The organism is Variovorax sp. LjRoot84, assembly GCF_964254305.1.
Taxonomy (GTDB): Bacteria; Pseudomonadota; Gammaproteobacteria; order Burkholderiales; family Burkholderiaceae_C; genus Variovorax.
Map to the genome: position 1 here is coordinate 1,828,094 of NZ_CAXUTE020000001.1, position 21,985 is coordinate 1,850,078.

A 21,985-nucleotide genomic window follows, 5' to 3' on the forward strand; every position below is an offset into this window, starting at 1 on the left:
TCACTTCGCGTCGTCCTGCGGCTGGTCGTCGGTGTCGTCGTCGCTGCCGCCACTCTTGCCGTGCTGCGCTGCGAAGATGTCGCCGGCATCCGGCTCGCCGCCGCTCCCATCACCCGGAGGTTGATCGGCCGGCGGCGTGTCCGGCTTGCCGGCGCGGTAGCCCTTCTTCACGGGGATCAGCTCGGCCGGCGCAAGGAGCTTGGCGTAGATCTCGCCCTCGGACGCCAGGCCCGAGAGCTCGCCGTAGACGTCGTTGTCCTGCAGCTCTTCGCCGTTGTATTGGATGGTCCCCATGATGGTGACGCTGCCGCCCTCGTGGAGCTCGTAGTGCAGGTTGGCCAGCACCACGTCCGTGAAGTCGACGTGCGCGCCGTCGGTGCCCCAGTCCCAGATGAAGCGATAGCCGCGGTACTTCTCGCCCTTGGCATAGCTGTACGCCTGCGGCAGCTTCGGGTAGCGCAGATTCGGGAGCGGGATGATCACGCCAGGTAGCGCCTCCTGGCCATCCTTCAGCGCTTTGTTGAAGTAGTGGTGCTCGCGCAGGCCCGGCTCGATCAGGTCGAGCAGGGTGTTCTCGCCCTTGACCGAGAACGCAATGTCGATGGCCCGCACGCGCTCTTCACCGTGCAGCTCGCGGCGCGGGTTGGCGTTGGTGACCAGGATCTGGGTGACTTCTTCGAGTTGGAAAGACATGGGCGCCTCTGGAGTGGAGTGGGGTGCGGAACGTGAGCTCAGGGCAGCAGGTCGAGCGATGCGGCTGCGGTGACCTGGCGCGGCGCTACGGGCTCGCCGTTCAAGATCGACTCAGCGCGCTTGGCCTCTGCCTTGGCGGCGTCTTCGGCGCATGGCTTCTTCACGCGCAGGCGCGCCGCGCGATAGGCGGGGATGCCGCACTTCACTTCCTTGGCGACCTCGGCCTCGCCCTCGTTGTAGGCAGAGCGGGCGATCTCCAACTTCTCGCAGAAGTCGGCGATCGGCGTGCCGCCGAAGCTGAAGCCGAAGTCCCGGGCCTGAACGCCGCCGCTGACGGTCAGGGCGCAAGGGCTGGTCGGATTGATGTTCGGTGCGTAGGCCGAGCTTACCGGCCGGACATCGCGGTACTCCGGCACGATCACGGGTTCGGCCTTCTCGGTGACCGTGCTGAGCGCGAGCTTGTCGCCGTCCGTCGCCTGCGCGGTCGGCACCGTCACGCCGACGCTCACGGTCACCGGCGCGCCGTTCAGCGTGTTGGTGTTCGTGCTGGTCAGCGCCTGCGACTGCCGCTGCGCCTGGCGCTGGGCCTGGGCCGCGATGGCTGCTGCATTGGCCTGTGCGGCCGCGGTAGCCGAGCCGCCTGCGCCACCGTTCCCGCCGGCACCGCCTTGGCCGCCGCAGCCGTTGGTCTGCTGGCCGACCCCGCAGCCGCCATTCCCCCCGCCGTTATTGCCCGGCGGGGTGGCGTGTGCAGACAGAGCGAAGGCCGAGAGGAGCGAGAGGACAAGGATCGAACGTTTCATGAGGTACTTTTCAAAGGTTGAGAGAGAAGGGGTGAGCCGGGGCGACTACTACGAACGCCAGGCGCGCGGCTGAATAACTTCCGCTTGCCCTCGCCGGCCCGAACTTGGTCAGGCGGCGACGGGCGCCCGGAATTTCAGGAAGGGAAGCTGCTTGATGTGCTCGCCGAAGTACTTGCCCTTCGACTCGGCCGCCATGAAGGCGGCGTGCACCTGCGGCTGCACGTTCGGGTAGTGATAGATCGCGCCCGCGCCACGGGTGAAGGTGACGGCCAGCGTCTGCGTGGCAGCGTCGTAGCCGACGGCCGCGACCTGATGCGACTCGACGGGCGTCATGGGAATGGCGACGTACTCGACGTCGGTGTAGCCCTGCGGCTCGGTGAAGGTCTTCTTCATGGTCGTCCTTTGGAGTTGGAAGGGTCAGGCGGCCTGCTTGGCCTGGATGGCCTGGACGTGCGCGACGAGCGCGGCCAGGATGTGCGGGTACTCGGACTCGTGGAACAGCACGGAGCCGCGATCCTTCAGGCCGTTGAAGCCCAAGGTGGCCAGGCCGTCGGCGGTGATCTGGATCGGCGCGATCCGCTCCTTGATCTGGCCGAGGCTCAGCGTGGGCTTGCTGGTGGGCACAGCGGCGGCGCGCGGTTGCATGGCGATGACGGTCGGCGCTGGCGCAGCCGCGATGGGCTGCGGAGCTGCGGCAGCCGGTGCTGGCGCGGGAGCCGCGGCTTGCTCGCGCGCCTTTGCCGCCTCCAGCCTTGCGCTCATCTGCTCCCGTGCTGCAGTGAGGGCGGCGACCACGCGGGGGCGTGGATCGTTGTCGAAGTCTTTGGCGCCGGACTCGAAGGCGGCGATGGCCTTCTGGATGTACGGCACGCTGTCGAACTCAATGCGGTTCGCGTTGGCCTGGAAGCTGGCGACCAGGGCATCCTCTGCCTCCTGGGCTTTGCGCTGCTCACGCTCGAGTCGCTCGCGCTCTTCGTTGCGGATGCGCTCGCGCTGCTGCTCTTCCTTGAGCCGTTCCTTCTCGGTGTGCTCGGCGATGCGCGCCTTCACCAGCGTGGTGAGGTCGTCCGGCGCCTTGAGCACGATCTGCGCGGTGTCCGGGAACAGCATCACGTGCGCTAACGCCAGCTCGCGCAGGGTGGTTAGGTTCGTCTGAATGCGGTCGGCCGCGGCGCTGGCTGCAATCTTTGCGGTGGCCAGCGCACTGTCGACGGCGTTCTGCATGCTCTCGAACGTGCGCAGACTTTTGACTGCGCCGCCGAAGTCAGCGGGAATCGCTGGCATGTAGGGCTTGCCGAGCCTGGTGTTCAGCGCCGCGATGTGGTCGGCCAGTCCCTTGACGCCGCCGGCAACGATCTCGCCCTTCCGCGCGATCTTCCGGGCCTCGACCAGCTTGTTGAGCTCGAGGCGGGTAGCCCTCGCCTCATCGGTGATCGCGTCGATGGTCTTGAAGAGCTTGTCGATGCTCTCGGTTTGGCTCAGCGCATGTTCCTTGGCGGCCTTCAATCGCGACTCGACGTCGCCGCACCACTGCACGGTCTTCGCTGCATTGGCGAAGTCCTGGTCCGTCTTGAGGTCGCGATTGATGCCTGCGAAGACGGCCAGCGCGTGCTCGCGGTACTGCTCCAGGTTGCTGTCCGTCACCTCGCCTGTGACCTCGATTCGAAGCGCCGGCAGCGTCTCCGGTGTGCGGCCCACGACTGCGGGCGCAGCGGCCGGCGGTGCCACATACGTGGCGAGGTCCGCATCGAACTGGCGCCAGCCCGGGATGATCTCGGCACGCAGCGCGGCGTCGGGGTAGTACCAGGCGTGGCGTTCTTCCGCAATCTCCCCGTTCTCGTCGAGCCGCGCCGCGGTGAACAGCGTGCGCTTCGCGCCGTTCACCAGCATCTGCTGCTCCATCTGCACCCGCTTGTCCTTCGGGAGCGCCTTGCCGTCGTTGCGCTCGTGGCTGTCGCGGCCGGCATGCGGCAGGGCGGCGCGCAGTTCCTCGTTGAGGGATTTGCATTCCCAGTTGCCGTCTTCCATGAACGTGGTGCCGTCCAGGGACGCGCCGAGGGGCCGCGAAAGGCCGTCGACGGGCAGCGAGCCGGCAATCACCTGCAGCTCCTCGTCGAGGATTTCCTCGGCGATCGGGCGGGCCTTCGCTTCGACTACGTGGCCGGGGTCGATGACGCGCTCCTGGACGTAGTCGCTGAACTCTCGAGCAATGCCGGTATGGATCTCGTGGAGCAGTTCCGTGCGGGTCTTGAGCGGCGAGCAGTTGAGCATGGCCGGCGCGTCGCCGGCGTTGAAGCAGCGCGCGCGGCGCGCGTGCCAGGCCGGAGAGCCGGGGAGGTCGTAGTGCTTGTCCATGATGCTGGCCCTCAGAACGGCAGCTCGTCGTCGCGACGGGCGTGGATGGTGGTGAGCTCGGCGCGCTGCTGCTCGTCGGCGACCTGCGCGATGAGTTCGGCGGCCGCTGCGAGCTGAGCGCGGTCCTGCGCGGCGTGGAGCTTGTCGGCGACCTGGGCGTAGGTGACCTTCGGCACCGCGTCGGTGACTTCGCCGGTGGTGGGGTCGACCTTGGCGGCGTCCGCCTTCGCGCCGGCCGGTGCCTTGAGGGCGCGGATCTTCTTCTTTTGCGCCTCGCTCAGCGTGCCCTTCGTCTCGGCGAAGGCGATGATCTCGTCGTGCGTCTTGCCCGCGGCGAGCCACTCCTGGTACTTGGGGAAGCGCTGCGCGAGCTTGTCATCCGGCCATGCTGCGGGAGGAGGCGGAGCTGGCGGCGGCGGCGCCGGCGTGCTGACGACCTCGGCCGAGCCCATGAACTTCTCGCCCGGGGCTTCCATCTCGTCGTTGGTGTAGACGCCGAGGATCACGCCCGGCTTGTGCAGGCGCACGAACTTGCGCAGCGCGAGGTAAGAGATCTGCTGCTTCGGATCGGTGGCCCACTGGGTCGAGAACCGTGGATAGGCCTGCGACATCATTACGGTGAGTTCGCGCATCTTGCTTTCGCCGCGCAGCTGCGCCCGCACGATGACGCCGAGACCGTCTTCGTCGGCCTTCGTATAGGTCGCGACGTAGTACTTGCCGCCCTTGTCGGACTTGCGCTCCTCGACCTTGCCGAGCACCTTGCTCCAGTCGCCGACGTACTCGTAGTCGGGGTCGGTTTGCAGCGCGCCGCTACCCTGGATGACGGCGTTGACCAGCTGCGCCTCGTACCCGAGAGCGCCGCTCTGCGAGATGTGGGTCTTCTGCGCCACCGCGTAGGGGTTCATGCGCCAGCCGAACGCCTGCAAGGCGACGGCGGTGCAGTCCGCCTCGTTGCCCTGCAGGTGCCTCGGGATCGTGACGGAGCCGCGGGCCATCATCTTTCCGAAGGCCTGGATGCGGTCCCACGACGGGCCCAGGATCAGCGACGCCGCATCGAGCTGCGTCAGATCGAACTGCTGGTCCGGTGCGACGGCCAGAGCGGTGGATTCAGGTTGGGTGGCGGCGTTCATGGACGTCTCAGAAGTTGATGAAGAGGGAGTTGAGAAAGAGGGCGAGGTCCATGCCGAAGAAGGCGAGACCGATCGCACCTGCGGACAGCAGCGCAGCGGCTTCCAGGAAGTCGCGGTCCTCGGCGGACGAGCAGGGGAATTCGTCGGGCGTCATGGCGTGCCTTTCAGGAAAGTGAAGGGATCGACGGCCAGCCGAAGAGCCAGATGGCCATGGCGCCAAGCAGCACCAGCATCAGAAGCACGAACGGCAGGTAGAACTCGAGGACTTCGGTCCAGACGCTCGCGGCCTTGACCTTTGGGATCGCCGGCGATCTGCAGGTGCCAGGGCGAGCGCGAGGGCTGTCCTTAGCGGGACGGCCGGCGCGCACGACGCGCGTCTGCTTGTCGATGACGATGGGGCCGTGGTAGCCGGTGTGCTCGTGGTCCATGCGATGCCTTTCAGCACCAGCGCCACACGGCGCCGGCGATGCGTTGAAGAACTGGCAGGGGGCGCGAGGTGCGCGGCTCGAGCAGGGCCGACTGGATCAGCGTCGCGTCAGCGGGCAGCGGGCGCGGGCCGGGCTGCCAGCGCGAGCCGATGAGGATCCCGCCGCCCCTGGGCGTGCGCGGAGTGCGCACCAGGCCGTTCGCGGGTATGAACGCCTCGCGCTCGAACAGGTCGGGGTGGGCCAGCGCGCTCACGACGCAGCCTCCGAATTGGTCAGCAGCTTGATCGTCGGGCTGCGGTCCTGGTCCTTGGCCGGCAAGAGCTTCCAGCACAGCTCGCGCGCGCTCTTGGCATCCGTATCGGTGTACGTCTCCGTCCGCGTCTCGCCGTTGCGAAACGAGACCAGGAAGGTGAAGCGCTTCAGGGCCGGCGCGCTCATGCGGCACCGCCTTGCGCGTTGGCGATCGCGGCCGCCGCGTCGCGCATGCACTGGTGGTATTCGTCTTCTGTCGGGCGCTGGGCTTCGCCCTCGAGGTCCTGCGCCAGCATGTTTGCGTGCAGGGCCTGCAGCGCGGACAGCACCTCGTGCTTGATCGCGATGTGGTAAGCCATGCGCCGCTGCAGCTTCTCGTGCGTGTCGGGCCCGGCGCTCTTCGGCAGGTCGACGTCGATGTCGCGGAACTCGTCGCCGCGCAGGGCGATCAGGGCTCGCTGCTCGATCCAGCGCAGGCGCCGCGTCTGGCTGCGGCTGCGCGCGGCGGTGCGCGCGATGTGGTCAAGCGCCTGAGCCAGGATTAGCGGATCGACCTTCGTCGCGGCTTCGTAGGCGCGCGGGAACTCGTGCGTGATGTGGCTCATGCCAGCACCCCGAACAGAGAGTCTTGAGCCGCAATCCGGGCCTCGGTCACCTCATCCTGCTGGAGCTTCACGCCCATCGACTGGGCGATCCATCTGGAGCGCTCGATCGTGCGCACAAGGGCCTCGCGCTCGGCGGCCTTCTGCTCGCGGTGCCGCTGCAGCTGCGCCGGCGTGGTCACGTGGTAGGTGGCGGCGTTCACGACAGTTCCGCCTCTGCAGCTTCTTCAGCCATCTGCCGAACGTGTTCGAGGTAGGCGGGGCACTGCTCGGGCCGATCGCTCGCGCGCTGGCCGAGGGTGCATTCGCTGCTGGTCATCGGCATGTACGCCTCGCCATAGGGCACCTGCTCGACTTCGACGCTGCAGTGCGAGCATTCCTCGCAGCGCGGGTCGGCGTCCTGGAAGGCGGCGCCGACGATGGCCCAAGCCACCATGCCGGCGCGGATGTCAGCGGAGATCGTTGCGGTGTGCATCACGCCACCGCCATGAGCTTGGCGACCACCGCGGCGTGCGCCGACTCGGTCGAGGCCTTGGAGATCGCGGCAGCGGCTTGCTGCGCAGCGATGCGCTTGCCCTCGGCGACCAGCTCAGCGGCCTCGGCCGCCGTCATCTTCACCAGTCCCTTGTGCGGCACGAAGCGATAAAAGCACTTCGGGCTCGACAGCACGTAGGCGTCGGGAGCGAAGTCACCGGGCGTTGCCACTGCGGCCACGACCACCAGGGACATGAAGCCGACCTTGACGGTCGAGCCCACGGTCCAGGCTTGCTTGCTGCGGTTGATCATGTTTCTCTCCGGTGCCGCCGCGGGATTGCAGGGCATGAGAGAAATGTACCCGCAGGTATTGATGCGAGTCAATACCCATGGGTAATCTTTTTTATGGCGCCGGGAAAACCATTACCTCGCGGACGAAAAAAAGCCCGCGCGCGGCGGGCAGCGATGTTTGAACGAGGTGCTACTTAGAGGCCGTTGGCTCGAATGCTTCGGAAGGGGCCCAGTAGCCTTCTGCCAGCGTGGAGCCGACGGGGACAAACTCAACCTTCCCCGCCTTCACTGAGAGCAGCTTTGCCGGCTTCCCGCCCACCAGCGGGGCACAGGTGTTCGGCATCATCGCGTTGGCCTTCGTACTCTCTCCCAGGACAGCGTGACCGATGAACTTGTCCAAGGCTTGCTCCGTAAGGCAGGCCACATAAGGGGTTCCAGGTCGGATCCGCGCGACCTGTTCCGCGCGTAGCGGCTCAGTGGCGGCGCAGACCAGCGGAAGCGCGGCGAGCGACGCGGTACTCCAGGACAGCAATTTCAATCGGAGGGGTCTTTTCAGTCGACGGGTCATCTGGTCTCCAATGGATCACGCCCGTGCACCAGGTGCGCGATCTCGTCAGAGAGCGACATCACCATGCCGCGGGCAAAGGTGGGGTTCGTGTGGCAGTGGCCGGCGAGGTTCGTGATGTAGCGCTGCCGCTTCAGGGTGACGGCGAAGGCGATGCCGGTGACTTCGCCCTCTCTGGCCAGGTCCAGTAGCGTCTGCAGGGCCTCGACCACGTCGTGGCTGATGTTGTCGGGAACGAGCTGGTAGGGCACGTCACGACCCTTTCTTTGCCTCGTCCGTGCCGTCCGCCGCTGGTAGCGGCGAATGGGCATCCCGCTTCGGGAACTGATTTCGCAGCCTTGCAGCCGCCGTCTGGCCGCTGGTTGAAGCGGGGGCTGAGGGAGCGAGCAGCCGCTCGACTGTGGTGGCGGCCGCCTGCCATTCGAGCGGATTGTCGAGTGCATACCGAACGGCGTTCTGCGCTTGGGAAAGGGCAAAGCCCTCCAGCGTCCCGAGCGCATCGAACAAGACCCTCATCGCCTCGTTCACGTTGGCCCTGCGAGCTGCCGGCGCGGGCGCGGTCGTCAGGCTCGCCGACGCGGAGCTTGACGTCTTGGCCTGGGCCGCGATCTCGTCGGCAAAAGCCTCCTCCGGCTGCATGTCCCAGAAGCCACGGGGCAGGGCGAACGCCTCATTGCACACCTGCTGGATCTCCGGGCCGATGCCCTTCGCACCTTTCCTGCCTTCCTCCCAGAAAAGGCGGTGTACGTAACTCGCGTCCTTCCGAATTCGGCGCGCCAGCTCGGTCGCATTCCCCGCGCAGCGCAGGTCCCGGATCTTCAAAAGGAGCTGCTGCCAGCGCTCGTAGTTGCTCATGAACCATTGTCCCAAGCGACTACCTGCGGGTAAATTGACCTGAGGGTATTGCATTAATCAGTACCTTCAGGTATTGTTAGGCGATGACCTTCAAGGACCACTACCTCAACCTCACCGTCCCCGAGCGCGAGGCGCTGGCCGTGAAGGCCGGCACCACGCGGGGGACGCTCAACCAAGTCGTCTACGCGGGCAAGCAGGTCGAACTCGGCCTGGCTGACTGCCTCGTGGCGCTGTGTCCCGGCCTGACGCTGCAGGACATGCCGCTGACGGACCGCGCGATGAAGCAAGACCTCACGCGCCGCGGAATTCCGGACGAAGCCAAGGCGGCCTAGATGCTCACCCCGGCCGGCGGCATTGTCCGCGCCAACCCTGAGCACACCTGCACCGAGTGCGGCCGCGATCTTCGCAACGTCACGCGCTATCCAGGACCGATCCAGTTCCGCTGCGTCAATCGCGCCTGCGGCCAGTCGTGCCTGCCGGGCGTCGCCCAGCCCATGCGCGTGCCAGCCGGCGCTGCGCTCGGCGTCTGGAGCTGATCCATGCGCCGCGCGCCAACACACAACTGGGAAGCCCGGCTCGCCGCCGCGCTGTTCCTGGTCTGCGTGTACGGCGCGGTCTATCTCGTTCGCACCGGCGAGCTCGGCTGGGCCGGGATGGCCGTGTGCTCTGCCTTCGGCTTCTTCCAGGCCCTCACGGCTTTCACCTTCGTCGCCGACTGGAGCGACCGCGTGCGCCGCCAGCAGGTGGCCGAAAGCCTCGATGGCTAGTTCGTGGAGCGTTTTGAACATGAGACCGATGGTCTTTTTTTTGGGTCCAAAGGGGATAGCCAAGTGAAATCAAAAGAATTGAGTCAGGCTGAAGCACAGAGGGAACTTGATCTGTTCAGGCAGCCCGCGCCGAACGAAGTGCCGCTCGAACTGATCCGCAAGCAGGCCACTGCCGGCGCGGCTTTCACGCTCGCGTGCAGTTCGTCCGGCCTCGCCGATCAGCAGATCTATGAGTTCGTCGGCATCGACGCCGGCACCTTCTCCAAGATGAAGAAGGGCTTGGCCACCCTCCAGGCGGACGACTGGGCGAAGTTCTGCTACGCGGTGAACAACCGCATCTATCCCGAGTGGTGCGCATACCAGGTGCACTGCACCCTCGTGCTGGTGAAGACCGAGGCCGAGCGGCGCGCCGAGGCCGCGGAGAAGCGCGCCGCGGAGGCCGAGCTCAAGCTGAGCGTGCTGATGGAGACCTTCCACGTGAGGTCCGCGGCATGAGTTTGGTCCATCCGAAAAATCCCAGGCGCTGGGCCGACGGCAGCAAGCGCAGCATCGACAACGGCTTCGTGCTGGGCTTCTCCGGAGTGCCGATCGACTGGGCGCCCCTGCAGCGGTCGGCGGTCCTGCGCAGCGCCAGCACCCGCAAGGTGGAGAACGCACGGGCCCGCGGCACCGACTTCTCCACGATCCACGGGATCAGCAAGAAGTCCGACGCGATCCTGAGCGCGCGGCGCAAATACAGCGCGCCGGTGGAGGGTGCTGAGGCTGGCCAGCGGTCGGCTGACAAGCGCGATGCGCTGCGTCGGGGAGGGCGGTAGTGGACTACACCGACTTCCTGCGGCAGAAGATCCGGCTGGCCAAGTTCAAGGGCTTCGACGTGTCGCTCGACGAGATCAACCCGGCACTGAAGCCGCATACGCGCGACATCGTGCAGTGGGCCGTCAAGGGCGGGAATCGGGCGGTCTTCGCCAGCTTCGGCCTGCACAAGACCGTGACGGCGCTGGAGTGGTTTCGGCTGATCGGCATTCACCGGCCGGGCCTGCGGCTGAACGTCTGCCCGCTGGGAGTGCGCCACGAGTTCATCGGCCAAGCCGCCGAGCACTTCCGCGGCGACTACGCGATCGACGTGCGCTTCATCAGGAGCGACAGCGAGATCCACGACGAGCGGACGATCTACCTGACCAACTACGAATCCGTGCGCGAGGGGAAGATCGACGTCAGCAAGTTCCGGGCGTCGAACCTCGACGAGGCGAGCGTGCTGCGCAGCTACGGCAGCAAGACCTATCAGGAGTTCCTGCCGGCCTTCGAGCCCGTCGAGTTCAAGCTGGTCAACACGGCCACGCCGAGCCCGAACCGGTTCAAGGAGCTGATCCACTATGCCGGCTACCTGGGTGTCATGGACACCGGCCAAGCCCTGACTCGCTTCTTCCAGCGCGACAGCGAGAAGGCGGGGAACCTCACGCTCTACCCGCACAAGGAGCAGGAATTCTGGTTGTGGGTTGCGAGCTGGGCGGTCTTCATCCAGCGCCCGAGCGACCTCGGCCATTCCGATGACGGATACGACCTGCCGGACCTCGACGTGCACTACCACGAGGTGCCGAGCGACTATGCCGCGGCCGGCGCCGAGAAGAACGGGCAGGGCCTACTGATCCCGGACGTGGCCATGGGCCTTTCGGCGGCGGCCAGCGAGAAGCGCGGCAGTATGCCGGCCCGCGTCGCCAAGGTGCAGGAGCTGGTGACTGCGGATCCGGACGACCACTTCATCGTCTGGCACGACCTCGAGGATGAGCGCCACGCTATCCAGCAGGCGATCCCCGAGGCGGTCAGCGTCTGGGGCAGCCAGGACCTGGACGAACGCGAGCAGCGCATCGTCAACTTCAGCGACGGCGCCTACCGGGTCCTTTCCACAAAGCCCGTTATCGCGGGGTCCGGCTGCAATTTTCAACGGCACTGCCACCGCGAAGTCTTCGCAGGCGTCGGCTTCAAGTTCAACGACTTCATTCAGGCGATCCACCGCGTGCAGCGCTTCCAGCAGCAGCACCGCGTGCGCATCGACATCGTCCATACGGAAGCCGAGCGGGAGGTGCTGCGCACTCTGCAGGTGAAGTGGGCCCAGCACGAGGAAATGGGAAAGAAGATGACCGAGATCATTCGCAAGTACGGCCTGAGCCAGCTCGCCATGCAGGAGACGCTGGCCAGGACGATCGGCGTGCAGCGCGTCGAGGTGAAGGGTGACCTTTTCACCGTGGCGCAGAACGACTGCGTGGAGGAGGCGAGGCTGCAGCCCGAGAACTCCGTCGACCTGATCGTCACCAGCATCCCCTTCGCCAACCACTACGAATACACGCCGAGCTTCAACGACTTCGGCCACACGAAGGACAACCGCGAGTTCTGGGCACAGATGGACTTCCTGACGCCCGAGCTGCTGAGGATCCTGAAGCCTGGCCGCATCTACTGCTGCCACACCAAGGACCGCATCAACTTCGGCAACGTCACCGGCGCAGGCGTGCCCACGGTCAGCCCGTTCCATGCCGAGGCGCTCTTCCACGGCCTGAAGCACGGCTTCGACTACCTGGGGATGATCACGGTGGTGACCGACGTGGTCCGGGAGAACAACCAGACGTACCGCCTCGGCTACACCGAAATGTGCAAGGACGGCACGAAGATGGGCGTCGGGTCTCCCGAGTACATCCTGCTGTTCCACAAGCCCCAGACCGATCGCTCGCGCGGCTACGCCGACCAGCCGGTGGTGAAGTCGAAGGCGGAATACAGCCTCGCGCGCTGGCAGGTCGATGCGCACGCGTTCTGGCGCTCCAGCGGCAACCGCCTGCTGACAGCCGAGGAGATGGCCAGCTACGGTCCTGCCAAGCTGGCGAAGCTCTTCACCGAGCACAGCCTGGCCAACCTCTACGACTTCGAGTTCCACGTAAAGATCGGCGAGGAACTGCTCGCGCGCCAGGCGCTGCCGAGCACCTTCATGAGCCTCGCGCCGGGCAGCCACCACTCCGAGGTCTGGCACGACGTCAACCGCATGCTGACCCTGAACGGCGACCAGTCGCGCCGGGCGGTCGAGCAGCACGTCTGCCCGCTGCAGTTCGACATCGTCGATCGGCTGATCGAGCGCTACAGCATGAAGGGCGAGCGGGTCTATGACCCGTTCTGCGGTCTCGGAACGGTCCCGGTGCGGGCTATCAAGGCAGGAAGGACCGGTGGCGGATCCGAGCTCAACGCCGCGTACTTTCTCGACCAGGTGCATTACCTGAAGGCCGCCGAGCGTGACGCCAGCATGCCTAGCCTCTTCGACCTCGAGGAGCTCGCAGCGTGAAAGCCCACCAGTCGACCTTCTTCGACGGCGGGCAGCGCCTGCAGATGACCGAGAGCATCGATCTCACGATCCAGTCGCTGCAGGCCTACCTGCCGGATCACCCGGACATCGCCTTTGCCTGGAGCGGCGGCAAGGATTCCACGGCGACTCTCACCGTAGTGCTGTGGTTGGTCGAGACCGGGAAGGTGCAGCGCCCGCGCTCCATCACCGTGTTCCTGGCGGATACGCGCCAGGAGCTGACTCCGCTGTGGCATGCGGCCATGTTGATCATCGACGAGCTGCGCGAGCGCGGCATCCGCGTCGAGATCGTGATGGCACCGATGGACAAGCGCTTCATGGTCTACATCCTCGGGCGCGGCGTGCCGCCGCCGAACAACAACACGCTGCGCTGGTGCACGAGGCAGATCAAGATCGATCCAATGCAGGACGCCATCGAGGCGCGGCTTGCCGACTTCGAAGGCAACGTCCTCATGATCACCGGCGTGCGGCAGGGCGAGAGCGCCATCCGCGACGCGCGCATCGAGATGTCCTGCGGCAAGGACGGCGCCGAGTGCGGTCAGGGCTGGTACCAGCAGGTGCTTCCCAACGCAAAGGGCCTGCGCGGGCGCATCGCCACTCTGGCGCCGCTGCTGCACTGGCGCGTCTGCCACGTCTGGGAATGGCTCAAGCACTGGGCGCCGCTGCCGGAGTACGGCGACTGGAGCACGTCGGCGATCGCCGACGCCTACGGAGGCGATGAGGCCGAGGAGATCAATGCGCGCACCGGCTGCATCGGCTGCCCGCTTGCGCAGGAGGACACTGCCCTCAACACCATCTTGAAGGTGGACCGCTGGCAGTACCTGGAGCCGCTCCGCGGCATCCGGCCGTTGTGGCGCGAGCTGCGCGAGCCCCAGCACCGCCTGAAGAAGGCAGGGCTCGAGCGCCTGCAGGACGGCAGCATCGCCAAGAACCCCCAGCGCATGGGCCCGCTCACCTTCGAGGCTCGCCTCATGGGCCTGGATCGCATCCTGGCCATCCAGAGCGACATCAACGCCTCGGCGCGCTCCCTGGCCCGTCCGGAAATCAGCCTCATCAACGTCGAAGAAGAGGCCCGGATCCGCGAACTGATCGCCCTGGAGACCTGGCCGCAGGGCTGGGACGGCGACGAGCCGACAGCCGACACCGTGATGGAGACGGTCTATCAGAACGGCGCCGTGCAGCCCCTGCTGTTCAGCGCGGAGGAATCGTCGTGAACAAGATCCAGAAGCTGGTCGCCGAGATCCGATCGCTCGAGATCGTCGCCCAGGGCAAGCGCGTCGAACTCTGCATGGCTCTGGGCGATCGCGATGGGGCCGCGCGCCACCTCTGCGAGATGAACGCCCTGATCGCCGCACGCTTCGCCCAGCTCGAACAGTTGGAAGAGGAGGGCGGCAACTACTTCGCCCTGGCTGGCCAGATGTCCGCCATGCAGGCGGAGGCCCGGAGAGTGGCATGTTGATTTCAGGCGCGGCTAGGGTAGCTCCCGAAAAGGCGGTCTTCCGGCCCGCTCTGCCGATGTCCTTTTTGCCGGGCATTTCGGAGATGCATGTGTCGAAGACCTATTTCGAGAAGCTCAAGGATCCGCGGTGGCAGAAGCTGCGGTTGGAAGCATTGCAGGCTGCGGACTGGCGATGCGCCGCCTGCAGCGACGAATCGAGCACCCTGCACGTGCACCATCGCCAGTATTTCAAAGGCCGCGAGCCTTGGGAGTACGAGACGGGCCAGCTGGAGGTGTTGTGCGAGTCGTGCCATACCTTGGAGCACGAATCGCAGGATCCGCTTCTGCTCGCCGCATCGTTCGTCCCCAGCGTCGGCCGCCAGAACCGCGACGCAGCAGCAAGCGTGGTTGCGGGTTTCTGCGCACTTGGGATGACTACCGAACGAGGCGTCGGCGACCCTGGCTCCTATGTAGCTGGGCAGATCGCCAACATCCTTGAACAGCACTGCACGATGGATGGGCTGCTCAGGATGCTGGAAGCCCTGCAGAGTCGCGATCGATGGACGGTCGAAGCAGCGGGTTGGACGTTCACAGAAGACCTCAAGAACCGTCCGGACGCGCCGGCTAGAAAGACAGGGTTCGATCTGTGACCGACAGTGCGCTTCCGCCGCTGACCCCTGCAGAGTGCGATCTGCAGGACTTCGCGTTCATGCCTCTCGACGTCGCCCGCCTGCGCGATTCCGATCTGGCGTCAGACGAATCTCCGGAGGCGTGCTGGGCAGCGGTCTTGATCTGGGCGGCCTCATGGCATCAGGTGCCTGCTGCGTCGATTCCGGACAACGACAACTGGATCGCGAAGCAGGCCGGCTATGCGCAGCGCGGGAAGATTGCCAAAGAGTGGGCGGCCGTCAGGCCTGGAGCCCTCCGCGGATGGGTCCTCTGCTCGGACGGTCGCTACTACCACCCGGTGGTGGCTGAAAAGGCCCGCGACGCATGGAAATCAAAGCTGGAACAACGCTGGAAAAGCGAGTCGGCACGCATCAAGAAGCACAACCAGCGGCACGGGACTTCCATCCCTTGTCTTGAGTTCGACGCTTGGATTGATGCGGGACGTCCCCAGGGACAACAACTATTTGTCCCTGGGGACAGCGCCGACTTGCTAGGGGACAAGCCCAAGGACAGCGGCTCCAAGAGACAGGGAGAGAGACAGGGACAGGGACAGAGAAAAAGGAAGGGAGCTAAAGCTCCTTCGTCAGCAGACGAGCTGCCGACCTGGATGCAGTCGCTCGTCGCCCTCTACCACGAGGTCCTGCCCGAACTGCCTGGAGTTCGGGTTATGGACAAGGAGCGCGATCAAGCACTGCGCGACTTCTGGGACTGGGTGCTCACCACCAAGCGCCCTGACGGCACCGCGCGCGCCACGAATCCCGACGAAGCACTTGCGTGGGTACGCGACTACTTCACGCGAGCTCGCAACAACGACTTCATCATGGGCCGCGGCACGCGCTCTCCGGATCACCCGAACTGGCGCTGCAGCATCGAATACCTGCTTTCGAGCCGTGGCATGAAGAAGGTCATCGAAGAAACGCAGGAGCCCGCATGAACGCCCGTGCTGATGAACATTTCTTCGACGGCTCGGACGTCGCGCAGCTGCGCGTACCGCCGCACTCCATCGAGGCCGAGTCCAGCGTGCTGGGGGCGCTGCTGCTCGACGCCGCTGCATGGGACCGCGTCGGCGACCTGCTGGTCGACGGCGACTTCTACCGCCACGAGCACAAGCTGATCTACGCGGCGATCGGCACCCTGGCCAACGCATCGAAGCCCGCCGACGTCGTCACCGTGTTCGCCCAGCTGCAGCGGATGGGCAAGGACACCGAGATGGGCGGGATGGTCTACCTGAACCAGCTCGCGCAGTACACGCCGAGCCCTGGAAACCTCCGCCGCTACGCCGAGATCGTGCGCGAGCGGTCGATCCTGCGGAGGCTGATCTCGGTCGCCGACGAGATCGCCACCAACGCATTCAACACCGAGGGGAAGGGTGTCGACGCTGTGCTCGACGCGGCGATGCAGAAGGTGATGGCGATCAGCCCGGATGCGGCTGCCGACGAGTGGGAGGGCATGGATACCGGGATGGTCGAGTTGCTCGACCGCATCACCGACGCGGCTGAGGGCACTTCGAAGCCCGACTTCATCCCGACCGGCATGAAGGACTTGGATGAGCGCCTGGACGGCGGCATGCGGCCTGGAGAGTTAATCGTCGTCGGCGCCCGGCCGAGCATGGGCAAGACCGCGCTTGCTCTATCGATAGGGGTGAACGTCGCGCTCGAGCAAGGCCTGGTCGTTGGCATGTTCTCGATGGAGATGCCGAAGGCGCAGGTGATGAATCGCGCGATGTCGTTGGTGTCGCGCATCCACCTCAGCCGTATCAAGCGCCCCGAGCGTCTCAAGGACTACGACTGGCCGTCCATCACCAAGGCGGTCGAGACCCTGCGCCAGATCAACTTCCAGGTGAGCGACCGCAGCGGCGTGAGCATCAACCAGCTTCGCGCGCGCGCCCGCGGCCTGCGGCGGAAGCACGGGAAGCTCGGCTGCCTGATCGTCGACTACCTTGGCCTGATGGATGGCACCGACCCGAAGATGCCGCGCGTGTACCAGCTCGAGGAGGTGACCAAGGGCCTCAAGTCGCTGGCGAAGGAGTTGGCCTGCCCGATCCTGCTGCTGGCCCAGGTCAACCGCAAGGTTGAAGAGCGGCCGGACCAGATGCCGATCCTGGCCGACCTGCGCGACTCAGGCTCGATCGAGCAGGACGCGGACATCGTGATCTTCGTGCACCGGCCGATCAAGGCGAAGCCGGATCTCGGCGACGAGTGGAAGTACTACGCCAAGGCCTCTGTCGCCAAGTCGCGCGACGGCGAGCCGGGCTACCTCGACCTGATGTACGTCGGCGAGAACACCCATTTCATGGACTGGCCTGAAGGCACGCCCGTCCCCATCAGCCAGGTGCGCGTGGCGCGCAGCGGCAAGACCAGCGGGAGTGACCTGTGAACTGCAAACCGAACGATATCTGCGTGGTGGTCGGTGAAGTGCCGGGCTGCGAATGCAACATCGGCGCGCAGGTGCGCGTGACACGCCGTATCCCTTTCGGCGGCGCCGATGCATGGGAGTTCGAGGAGGCGAGTCGGCCTCTGAAGATGATCCCCGATGACGGTCGGCCACTCGTTGAGTGGGTGCGCGGCTCTTCCGAGGGCATTCCCCGCGGCCGTCTCTATGGCTTCTACGACAGGCACCTGCTGCCGATCCGGGCGCCCGGCGACGACGCGATCGACTGGGCGAGCCGCCGCACGCCGCGCAGCGTCGACTTGCAGGCCGACCAGTTCGCGCGGGCGCGGGCTCAGCTGCAGGAGGCGCAGTCTTGATCGCCTTCACCATCCTCGGCGAGCCGGCCAGCAAGGCGAACAGCCGCGAGATCGTGACGATCGGCGGCCGGCCGAGCTCTATCAAGAGCAAGAAGGCGCGCGACTACGAGCGCGACGCCCTGCGCCAGATCCCGCCGATCGCGCGCGTCCAGATGAAGGGCCCGGTGGCTGTGACCATGCGGATCTTCTACGCGTCCGAGCGGCCTGACCTTGACGAGTCGCTCATCCTCGACGTGCTCCAGGACCGATACAAGACCACCAAGATCGGCGAGACCAAGCGGCGTGACCTGGTGCAGCGCGGCGTCTACGTCAACGACCGGCAGGTGCGCGAGAAGCACATCTTCCACGGCATCGATCGCGCTCGGCCCCGCGTCGAGCTTGAGGTGTGGCCGGCGCAGGGAACAGACCAGCCCTCGCTGATCGACGAAGAAGAGCTCTTCCAGCTCGATGAAGAAAACGCGGGGTTGCCCTTCTGATGAGACCGACACAACACCCTTCCAACAATCGCGTGCTCGGCGCGGCCGCGGGCTGGGACCAGGGCGATCTGCCGTGCGGCGCGCTGGCCATCACGGACGCGACCCAGGGTGGCATGCCCTGCGTGGTCTCGTTCTGGCGGCCGGACGCCGCCGAGCTCGCGCTGCTCAATGCCGGCGGCCTGGTCATGCTTTCAATCATGGGCGCCACGATGCCGCCGGCTTCGATTGGAGTCGAGCTGTGAGCCGCGTCTACATCGCGGGCCCGATGACCGGACTGCCAGAGCTGAACTTTCCCGCTTTCCACGCTGCGGCCGCGATGCTGCGCGGCTTGGGCCACCAGGTCGACAACCCGGCCGAGATCAATCCCGATCCCACCATGGGATGGGCTGCGTGCATGCGCAAGGACCTCGCCGTCTTGACACAGTGCGATGCGATCTACCTCCTGCCGGGCTGGCAGAACTCGCGCGGTGCTTCGCTGGAGGCCTACGTCGCCAGGTCCCTGGGCCTGGAGGTACTGAACCCCTGGATCCTGAAGGTGACGGTGAAGCAGGCGAGGGTGCTGGACTTCATGCGCCAGTACATCGGCGACCACGGTAAGCCGCCACCGCTGAAGACCATCGGCTTCCATGTCGGCGCCAGCCCGGCCGGCGCACGCCAGTTTCTGAAGACCCTCCAGCGCCACGGCTATGTGGCGCCCGTGGGCCATGGCAAGTACTCGCCGACGTTGGAGGTGGCGCTGTGACGGTCATTGCCTGGGACGGAAAGACGCTCGCTGCAGACAAGCGCACTGGATTCGGAGGTCTGCACGCCACAACCACCAAGATTCACCGCGTGAACGGCTGTCTGCTCGGAGGCGCCGGCACCACCGCCCAGATTGCCGAGATGGTGGAGTGGTTCGCCAAAGGGCGCGACGCTGGAAAGTTGCCCGCCTCCCAGCGCGACGCAAAGGATTGCGTAAGCCTGCTGGTCATCGAGCCAACCGGGCGGGTGCTGCAGTTTGAGAACACGCCGCACCCGCTCGTTCTGGAGAACAGGATGTGGGCCATCGGCAGCGGACGCGATTTCGCGATGGCCGCGATGCACTGCGGCAAGACGGCGGCGGAGGCGGTGGAGATCGCGTGCCATCTCGACTTGAATTGCGGCAACGGAATCGACACGCTGACGATGGAGCCCGCTCCATGAAGCCAGTCATGCAAGACGCCTTCGGCGAACTCGGCAACTGCTTCAGCGCGTGCCTCGCATCGCTCTTCGAGTTGGATATCACCGATGTGCCGAATTTCTACGTCACAGCCGGACGCGACGACGCAGCGGCGTGGTGGTCAGCAGTCCGCGAGTGGCTGCGCCCGCGCGGCTTCGGCGTCATGACCCTGCAGTGGGCTGATCCGAAACTGATCGGTGAGTTCGAGGGCTGGTTCATCGTATGCGGCGAGTCGGAGCGCGGCTTACAGCACGCGACCATCTGGCGCGATGGGAAGCTGGTGCACGACCCGCATCCGTCGCAGTGCGGCATCCGCTCGCCAGAGAGCGTTGATCTGCTGTATCCGCTAGACCCTGGCGCGATGCTGCCGAGGAGCGCTCGGTGAAGCCCGCATGGTCCCAGGTGAAGCTGCGCGTCGCTTTCGGCGATGTGCCGGAGTTCGGTGACGAGCTCCGCATCGAGTCGACCGGCCGCCGGTACCAGGTGATCGGCGTGCGCGGAAGAACGCTCACCTGTCTGGTGCTGCCGCGCGAAGCTGAGGTCACCGGCCGCGTGCTCCCGTGGCAGTGGTGTTCGCGCCGGCGGAGGGCTCGCGCGTGATGCTCGTCCTCCGCCCCATTGGCCGAGGCAACTGGAAACCCCTGATCGTGGCGATCGAGGGTCAGCGCGCGGCGCCGCTACTCGTGCGTGTCGGCCAAGTCGTGCCGCTCGGCGGGCTGAACTTCCGGATCTCGAAGGTGCTGCCGTGACCAGTCGCAGCTACATCGTCGCCAGCCCCCGCCAGGCGAACGAGATCCTGAACCACCTGTACCAACAGGAAATCAAGCCCCACACGGCGAAGGGTGCGCGCGGCCGTATCCGCTGGGAGACCGTCACCCTCTATTACCGGCACCAGCTGCGCAAGCTCTTCCACGGCCCGGTGCTGCGCGATATCTCCGAGCAGGTCTGGTTGCGCGATCCGATTACCGGCTGCCGCGTCCGCTACGTCCCGAAGGTCTGGAAGGAATTCTTCGCCCAGCTCTTCATCGAGCCGACGTTCGAGGAATACACGGTCAAGAGCACGGGCGAGGTGAAGGTGCGCGAGCGCCGGCGCAGTACCGAAGAGTTGAACGACGACGAGTTCCAGGAGTTCGTAACGCAGGTCCAGGCCTTCGCCACCGTCGACCTGGGCGTCGAGTTCACCGAACAGGACGAAGAGCAATGAACCAACCTGAGGAATCCACCATGCAAGAAGAGCGATTCGCCTTCGCTTCATTCGATCATCCGCGCAACATCAAGGTCGGTAACGGCCGCGTGTTGTGGGCGAAGGAAGCCACCGACACCAGTGGCATCCATCATCAGGAGGGCTGGGTGCTGCCCGGCGGCGTGCGCACGCGCGACAGCGACGCCGCGCACGCGACGGCCGTGTCGATCGACGAGCTGAGCCGGGGCGCCTGACGTGCTCCGCCGCTCTGGCTTCAAGCGCCACCTCTACGTGCCGCCGCCGGCGCCGCCGCTGCGCCGTGTAGAGCGCGCGGGCGTCGCCGCTCGTATCGGCGAGGCCTTCACGACCGTCCCGAAAGAGAGCGTCATTCGTCACGAGGGTTATCGCCGCCTGGTGGCCGCGTTGCCGTGCAAGCACTGCGGCATCTGGCAGTACAGCCAGTGCGCCCACGGAAACCTCGGCAAGGGCGGCGTCATCAAAACCGACGACAGATACAGCTTCCCACTGTGCACTGTGCACCCCGATTCATCCGGTACCTACGTGCAGGGCTGCCACGAGAAGTTCGACCAGCATGCGCTGTTTTCGAAGGCCGCCCGCCGCCTGATTGAGCCGGTGTGGGCGGCCGACACGCGGCGTCAGATCCTGGCCATGCATGCGTGGCCGAAAGACCTACCCCTCTGGAGCGACGAATGAACGCTCCGGCAAGCCTGTACGACTGGCAGGAATGGCACGGCGGCCCGTGCCCGGTACCGCCGACGGAGCGCGTCGAGGTCGTGCAGCATGCCCGCCACGCGCGCGGCCTGGCGCTGGCTTTCAACTGGGAGCCGCACGGCAAGGACCCCGTGCACTTCTGGCGCTTCGAGCGTCCGATCAAGACGGCGCGTGAGTTCGACCGATGAACAAGATCCACCTCTATCGAGACCAGACTGCATGAGCGAAGAGAACCTACCCCCGACCATCGAAGAGCGGTACATGACCGCGACGAACACCAGCACGCTGAAGATGGAGCTCGACCGGCCGAACGTGGCGGATGTCCTCGTCGCCGCCGGCTGGAATCGGGCGAGGTTCGGCATGGCGCTGATGCGGCTGCAGTCCGAATGGGACAGCACAGCGAAGCCAAGGCGCCTGTCGAAGGCGGCAGAGGGCGTTCTCGCGAAGACGTTCCTGCGCGGCGGCCCGCTGGTGCTGACCGACCAGGGCCTGCGCGCGCGCGGCATGCGCGACCACTTCCATTGCGATGCGGTCGGGCGCGAGAACGCGGCGCGGCGTCAGGCCGACGAGTGGTTCAAGCAGGAGCTCGGCCTGCAGCTGCTGCGGCTAAAAACGCTGCCCGAGGCGCGGGACATGCTGGCCGAGTTCGGGATCATGCAGAACATCCAGCATGCGCACGGCAAGGCGGCCAGCGCCATCGCCTGGTGGCTCGATCACACGTGCCCGGTCTGCGGCGGCGGCAGGTACCAGCTGATGCCTGGCACGAACCGGCACTCGAACAGGCTCTGCGGCGAATGCGAAGGCCGCGGTGAAGTGGTTATCCCGCACGGCTATGACGGGCGCCGCTTGGTCGGGGAGATCGAGAGCAGCATGAACGAGGGACGCTGCGGGCTGGGTTCGGAAGCGCCGAGGGTCCGGGATCGGAAACGCTGGGTGCTCGAGCAGCAGGAGGCGAGCAAGACCTCGCAGAGGAGGTGACGGCCCGCT

40 protein-coding genes are annotated in these 21,985 nt (G+C 66.0%); 24 read left to right on the forward strand and 16 right to left on the reverse strand.

All coding sequences use genetic code 11. The annotated features are described in order from the left end of the window. The 16 genes from ACSQ9I_RS09360 to ACSQ9I_RS09435 form a co-directional block, all read right to left on the reverse strand. Positions 1-693, reverse strand: a complete 693-nt coding sequence (locus ACSQ9I_RS09360) for a hypothetical protein (protein WP_436312960.1) — start codon at positions 691-693, stop codon at positions 1-3. Positions 694-731: 38 nt separating this feature from the next. After that, entirely contained in the window at positions 732-1,496 is a 765-nt protein-coding gene (locus ACSQ9I_RS09365) for a hypothetical protein (RefSeq protein ID WP_436312961.1), read from the reverse strand. Positions 1,497-1,604: 108 nt separating this feature from the next. Next, positions 1,605-1,889 carry a KTSC domain-containing protein gene (locus tag ACSQ9I_RS09370; protein WP_436312962.1) on the reverse strand — a complete coding sequence of 95 codons (285 nt, stop codon included), beginning with the start codon at positions 1,887-1,889 and terminating at the stop codon, positions 1,605-1,607. 24 nt (positions 1,890-1,913) lie between these two features. Then, positions 1,914-3,851 carry a Heme peroxidase gene (locus ACSQ9I_RS09375; RefSeq protein WP_436312963.1) on the reverse strand — a complete coding sequence of 646 codons (1,938 nt, stop codon included), beginning with the start codon at positions 3,849-3,851 and terminating at the stop codon, positions 1,914-1,916. A gap of 11 nt (positions 3,852-3,862) precedes the next feature. After that, entirely contained in the window at positions 3,863-4,981 is a 1,119-nt protein-coding gene (locus tag ACSQ9I_RS09380) for a RecT family recombinase (protein WP_436312964.1), read from the reverse strand. 7 nt (positions 4,982-4,988) lie between these two features. Continuing rightward, positions 4,989-5,135, reverse strand: a complete 147-nt coding sequence (locus ACSQ9I_RS09385) for a hypothetical protein (protein ID WP_436312965.1) — start codon at positions 5,133-5,135, stop codon at positions 4,989-4,991. Between the two features lie 10 nt (positions 5,136-5,145). Then, a complete protein-coding gene (locus ACSQ9I_RS09390) occupies positions 5,146-5,409 on the reverse strand; it encodes a hypothetical protein (protein ID WP_436312966.1) in 264 nt (87 codons plus the stop codon). A gap of 10 nt (positions 5,410-5,419) precedes the next feature. Beyond that, on the reverse strand, positions 5,420-5,662 hold the full coding sequence (locus ACSQ9I_RS09395; protein WP_436312967.1) for a hypothetical protein: 243 nt from the start codon (positions 5,660-5,662) through the stop codon (positions 5,420-5,422). Next, positions 5,659-5,847 (reverse strand): hypothetical protein, encoded by a 189-nt coding sequence (locus ACSQ9I_RS09400; protein ID WP_436312968.1) that lies wholly within the window; start codon positions 5,845-5,847, stop codon positions 5,659-5,661. Before ACSQ9I_RS09400 ends, ACSQ9I_RS09395 begins: the two co-directional genes overlap by 4 nt. Continuing rightward, the gene (locus ACSQ9I_RS09405) at positions 5,844-6,266 is read right to left on the reverse strand and encodes a hypothetical protein (RefSeq protein WP_436312969.1); all 423 of its coding nucleotides are present in this window, start codon (positions 6,264-6,266) and stop codon (positions 5,844-5,846) included. Before ACSQ9I_RS09405 ends, ACSQ9I_RS09400 begins: the two co-directional genes overlap by 4 nt. Beyond that, positions 6,263-6,466 carry a hypothetical protein gene (locus ACSQ9I_RS09410; RefSeq protein WP_436312970.1) on the reverse strand — a complete coding sequence of 68 codons (204 nt, stop codon included), beginning with the start codon at positions 6,464-6,466 and terminating at the stop codon, positions 6,263-6,265. The genes ACSQ9I_RS09405 and ACSQ9I_RS09410 overlap by 4 nt, the downstream gene beginning before the upstream one ends. Next, positions 6,463-6,738: a hypothetical protein gene (locus ACSQ9I_RS09415; protein ID WP_436312971.1), complete on the reverse strand. Its 276-nt coding sequence runs from the start codon at positions 6,736-6,738 to the stop codon at positions 6,463-6,465. Before ACSQ9I_RS09415 ends, ACSQ9I_RS09410 begins: the two co-directional genes overlap by 4 nt. After that, positions 6,738-7,049, reverse strand: coding sequence for a hypothetical protein (locus tag ACSQ9I_RS09420; protein ID WP_436312972.1), 312 nt, complete (start codon positions 7,047-7,049; stop codon positions 6,738-6,740). Before ACSQ9I_RS09420 ends, ACSQ9I_RS09415 begins: the two co-directional genes overlap by 1 nt. A gap of 169 nt (positions 7,050-7,218) precedes the next feature. After that, positions 7,219-7,428 (reverse strand): hypothetical protein, encoded by a 210-nt coding sequence (locus ACSQ9I_RS09425; RefSeq protein ID WP_436312973.1) that lies wholly within the window; start codon positions 7,426-7,428, stop codon positions 7,219-7,221. A 164-nt stretch (positions 7,429-7,592) separates the two neighbouring features. Then, positions 7,593-7,844 carry a hypothetical protein gene (locus tag ACSQ9I_RS09430; protein ID WP_436312974.1) on the reverse strand — a complete coding sequence of 84 codons (252 nt, stop codon included), beginning with the start codon at positions 7,842-7,844 and terminating at the stop codon, positions 7,593-7,595. A 1-nt stretch (position 7,845) separates the two neighbouring features. Further along, positions 7,846-8,448: a hypothetical protein gene (locus ACSQ9I_RS09435; RefSeq protein WP_436312975.1), complete on the reverse strand. Its 603-nt coding sequence runs from the start codon at positions 8,446-8,448 to the stop codon at positions 7,846-7,848. A gap of 83 nt (positions 8,449-8,531) precedes the next feature. On the opposite strand from ACSQ9I_RS09435, the gene ACSQ9I_RS09440 reads away from it, so the two are divergent. From ACSQ9I_RS09440 to ACSQ9I_RS09555, 24 genes are read left to right on the forward strand one after another with little or no spacing between them, the layout of a single operon-like run. Further along, on the forward strand, positions 8,532-8,780 hold the full coding sequence (locus tag ACSQ9I_RS09440; RefSeq protein WP_436312976.1) for a hypothetical protein: 249 nt from the start codon (positions 8,532-8,534) through the stop codon (positions 8,778-8,780). After that, positions 8,781-8,984, forward strand: coding sequence for a hypothetical protein (locus ACSQ9I_RS09445; protein ID WP_436312977.1), 204 nt, complete (start codon positions 8,781-8,783; stop codon positions 8,982-8,984). Positions 8,985-8,987: 3 nt separating this feature from the next. Then, positions 8,988-9,215, forward strand: coding sequence for a hypothetical protein (locus ACSQ9I_RS09450; RefSeq protein WP_436312978.1), 228 nt, complete (start codon positions 8,988-8,990; stop codon positions 9,213-9,215). A gap of 3 nt (positions 9,216-9,218) precedes the next feature. Further along, the gene (locus ACSQ9I_RS09455; protein WP_436312979.1) at positions 9,219-9,710 is read left to right on the forward strand and encodes a transcriptional regulator; all 492 of its coding nucleotides are present in this window, start codon (positions 9,219-9,221) and stop codon (positions 9,708-9,710) included. Beyond that, the gene (locus ACSQ9I_RS09460; protein WP_436312980.1) at positions 9,707-10,030 is read left to right on the forward strand and encodes a hypothetical protein; all 324 of its coding nucleotides are present in this window, start codon (positions 9,707-9,709) and stop codon (positions 10,028-10,030) included. The genes ACSQ9I_RS09455 and ACSQ9I_RS09460 overlap by 4 nt, the downstream gene beginning before the upstream one ends. Continuing rightward, positions 10,030-12,537, forward strand: a complete 2,508-nt coding sequence (locus ACSQ9I_RS09465; RefSeq protein WP_436312981.1) for a DNA methyltransferase — start codon at positions 10,030-10,032, stop codon at positions 12,535-12,537. The genes ACSQ9I_RS09460 and ACSQ9I_RS09465 overlap by 1 nt, the downstream gene beginning before the upstream one ends. Then, entirely contained in the window at positions 12,534-13,769 is a 1,236-nt protein-coding gene (locus ACSQ9I_RS09470; RefSeq protein ID WP_436312982.1) for a phosphoadenosine phosphosulfate reductase domain-containing protein, read from the forward strand. The genes ACSQ9I_RS09465 and ACSQ9I_RS09470 overlap by 4 nt, the downstream gene beginning before the upstream one ends. After that, positions 13,766-14,014, forward strand: a complete 249-nt coding sequence (locus tag ACSQ9I_RS09475; RefSeq protein ID WP_436312983.1) for a hypothetical protein — start codon at positions 13,766-13,768, stop codon at positions 14,012-14,014. The genes ACSQ9I_RS09470 and ACSQ9I_RS09475 overlap by 4 nt, the downstream gene beginning before the upstream one ends. Next, positions 14,008-14,643, forward strand: a complete 636-nt coding sequence (locus ACSQ9I_RS09480) for an HNH endonuclease (protein WP_436312984.1) — start codon at positions 14,008-14,010, stop codon at positions 14,641-14,643. Before ACSQ9I_RS09475 ends, ACSQ9I_RS09480 begins: the two co-directional genes overlap by 7 nt. 59 nt (positions 14,644-14,702) lie before the next feature. Then, entirely contained in the window at positions 14,703-15,596 is an 894-nt protein-coding gene (locus ACSQ9I_RS09485) for a hypothetical protein (RefSeq protein WP_436312985.1), read from the forward strand. Continuing rightward, positions 15,593-17,038 carry a replicative DNA helicase gene (dnaB, locus tag ACSQ9I_RS09490; RefSeq protein WP_436312986.1) on the forward strand — a complete coding sequence of 482 codons (1,446 nt, stop codon included), beginning with the start codon at positions 15,593-15,595 and terminating at the stop codon, positions 17,036-17,038. The genes ACSQ9I_RS09485 and dnaB overlap by 4 nt, the downstream gene beginning before the upstream one ends. Continuing rightward, the gene (locus ACSQ9I_RS09495) at positions 17,035-17,409 is read left to right on the forward strand and encodes a hypothetical protein (RefSeq protein WP_436312987.1); all 375 of its coding nucleotides are present in this window, start codon (positions 17,035-17,037) and stop codon (positions 17,407-17,409) included. Before dnaB ends, ACSQ9I_RS09495 begins: the two co-directional genes overlap by 4 nt. Next, complete coding sequence (locus tag ACSQ9I_RS09500) at positions 17,406-17,885, forward strand: RusA family crossover junction endodeoxyribonuclease (RefSeq protein ID WP_436312988.1); 480 nt, start codon at positions 17,406-17,408, stop codon at positions 17,883-17,885. The genes ACSQ9I_RS09495 and ACSQ9I_RS09500 overlap by 4 nt, the downstream gene beginning before the upstream one ends. Continuing rightward, positions 17,885-18,127, forward strand: a complete 243-nt coding sequence (locus ACSQ9I_RS09505; protein WP_436312989.1) for a hypothetical protein — start codon at positions 17,885-17,887, stop codon at positions 18,125-18,127. The genes ACSQ9I_RS09500 and ACSQ9I_RS09505 overlap by 1 nt, the downstream gene beginning before the upstream one ends. Then, positions 18,124-18,627, forward strand: coding sequence for a DUF4406 domain-containing protein (locus ACSQ9I_RS09510; RefSeq protein WP_436312990.1), 504 nt, complete (start codon positions 18,124-18,126; stop codon positions 18,625-18,627). Before ACSQ9I_RS09505 ends, ACSQ9I_RS09510 begins: the two co-directional genes overlap by 4 nt. Then, positions 18,624-19,067, forward strand: a complete 444-nt coding sequence (locus tag ACSQ9I_RS09515; RefSeq protein WP_436312991.1) for a hypothetical protein — start codon at positions 18,624-18,626, stop codon at positions 19,065-19,067. Before ACSQ9I_RS09510 ends, ACSQ9I_RS09515 begins: the two co-directional genes overlap by 4 nt. Further along, a complete protein-coding gene (locus ACSQ9I_RS09520; protein ID WP_436312992.1) occupies positions 19,064-19,468 on the forward strand; it encodes a hypothetical protein in 405 nt (134 codons plus the stop codon). The genes ACSQ9I_RS09515 and ACSQ9I_RS09520 overlap by 4 nt, the downstream gene beginning before the upstream one ends. Beyond that, a complete protein-coding gene (locus tag ACSQ9I_RS09525; protein WP_436312993.1) occupies positions 19,465-19,683 on the forward strand; it encodes a hypothetical protein in 219 nt (72 codons plus the stop codon). The genes ACSQ9I_RS09520 and ACSQ9I_RS09525 overlap by 4 nt, the downstream gene beginning before the upstream one ends. Then, a complete protein-coding gene (locus ACSQ9I_RS09530) occupies positions 19,680-19,832 on the forward strand; it encodes a hypothetical protein (RefSeq protein WP_436312994.1) in 153 nt (50 codons plus the stop codon). The genes ACSQ9I_RS09525 and ACSQ9I_RS09530 overlap by 4 nt, the downstream gene beginning before the upstream one ends. After that, positions 19,829-20,287, forward strand: coding sequence for a hypothetical protein (locus ACSQ9I_RS09535; protein ID WP_436312995.1), 459 nt, complete (start codon positions 19,829-19,831; stop codon positions 20,285-20,287). Before ACSQ9I_RS09530 ends, ACSQ9I_RS09535 begins: the two co-directional genes overlap by 4 nt. A 20-nt stretch (positions 20,288-20,307) precedes the next feature. After that, entirely contained in the window at positions 20,308-20,520 is a 213-nt protein-coding gene (locus ACSQ9I_RS09540) for a hypothetical protein (protein WP_436312996.1), read from the forward strand. A 1-nt stretch (position 20,521) separates the two neighbouring features. Beyond that, on the forward strand, positions 20,522-20,980 hold the full coding sequence (locus tag ACSQ9I_RS09545; protein WP_436312997.1) for a hypothetical protein: 459 nt from the start codon (positions 20,522-20,524) through the stop codon (positions 20,978-20,980). Further along, the gene (locus ACSQ9I_RS09550) at positions 20,977-21,186 is read left to right on the forward strand and encodes a hypothetical protein (protein ID WP_436312998.1); all 210 of its coding nucleotides are present in this window, start codon (positions 20,977-20,979) and stop codon (positions 21,184-21,186) included. Before ACSQ9I_RS09545 ends, ACSQ9I_RS09550 begins: the two co-directional genes overlap by 4 nt. Before the next feature lie 31 nt (positions 21,187-21,217). Then, the gene (locus ACSQ9I_RS09555) at positions 21,218-21,976 is read left to right on the forward strand and encodes a hypothetical protein (RefSeq protein ID WP_436312999.1); all 759 of its coding nucleotides are present in this window, start codon (positions 21,218-21,220) and stop codon (positions 21,974-21,976) included. Positions 21,977-21,985 lie beyond the last annotated feature (9 nt).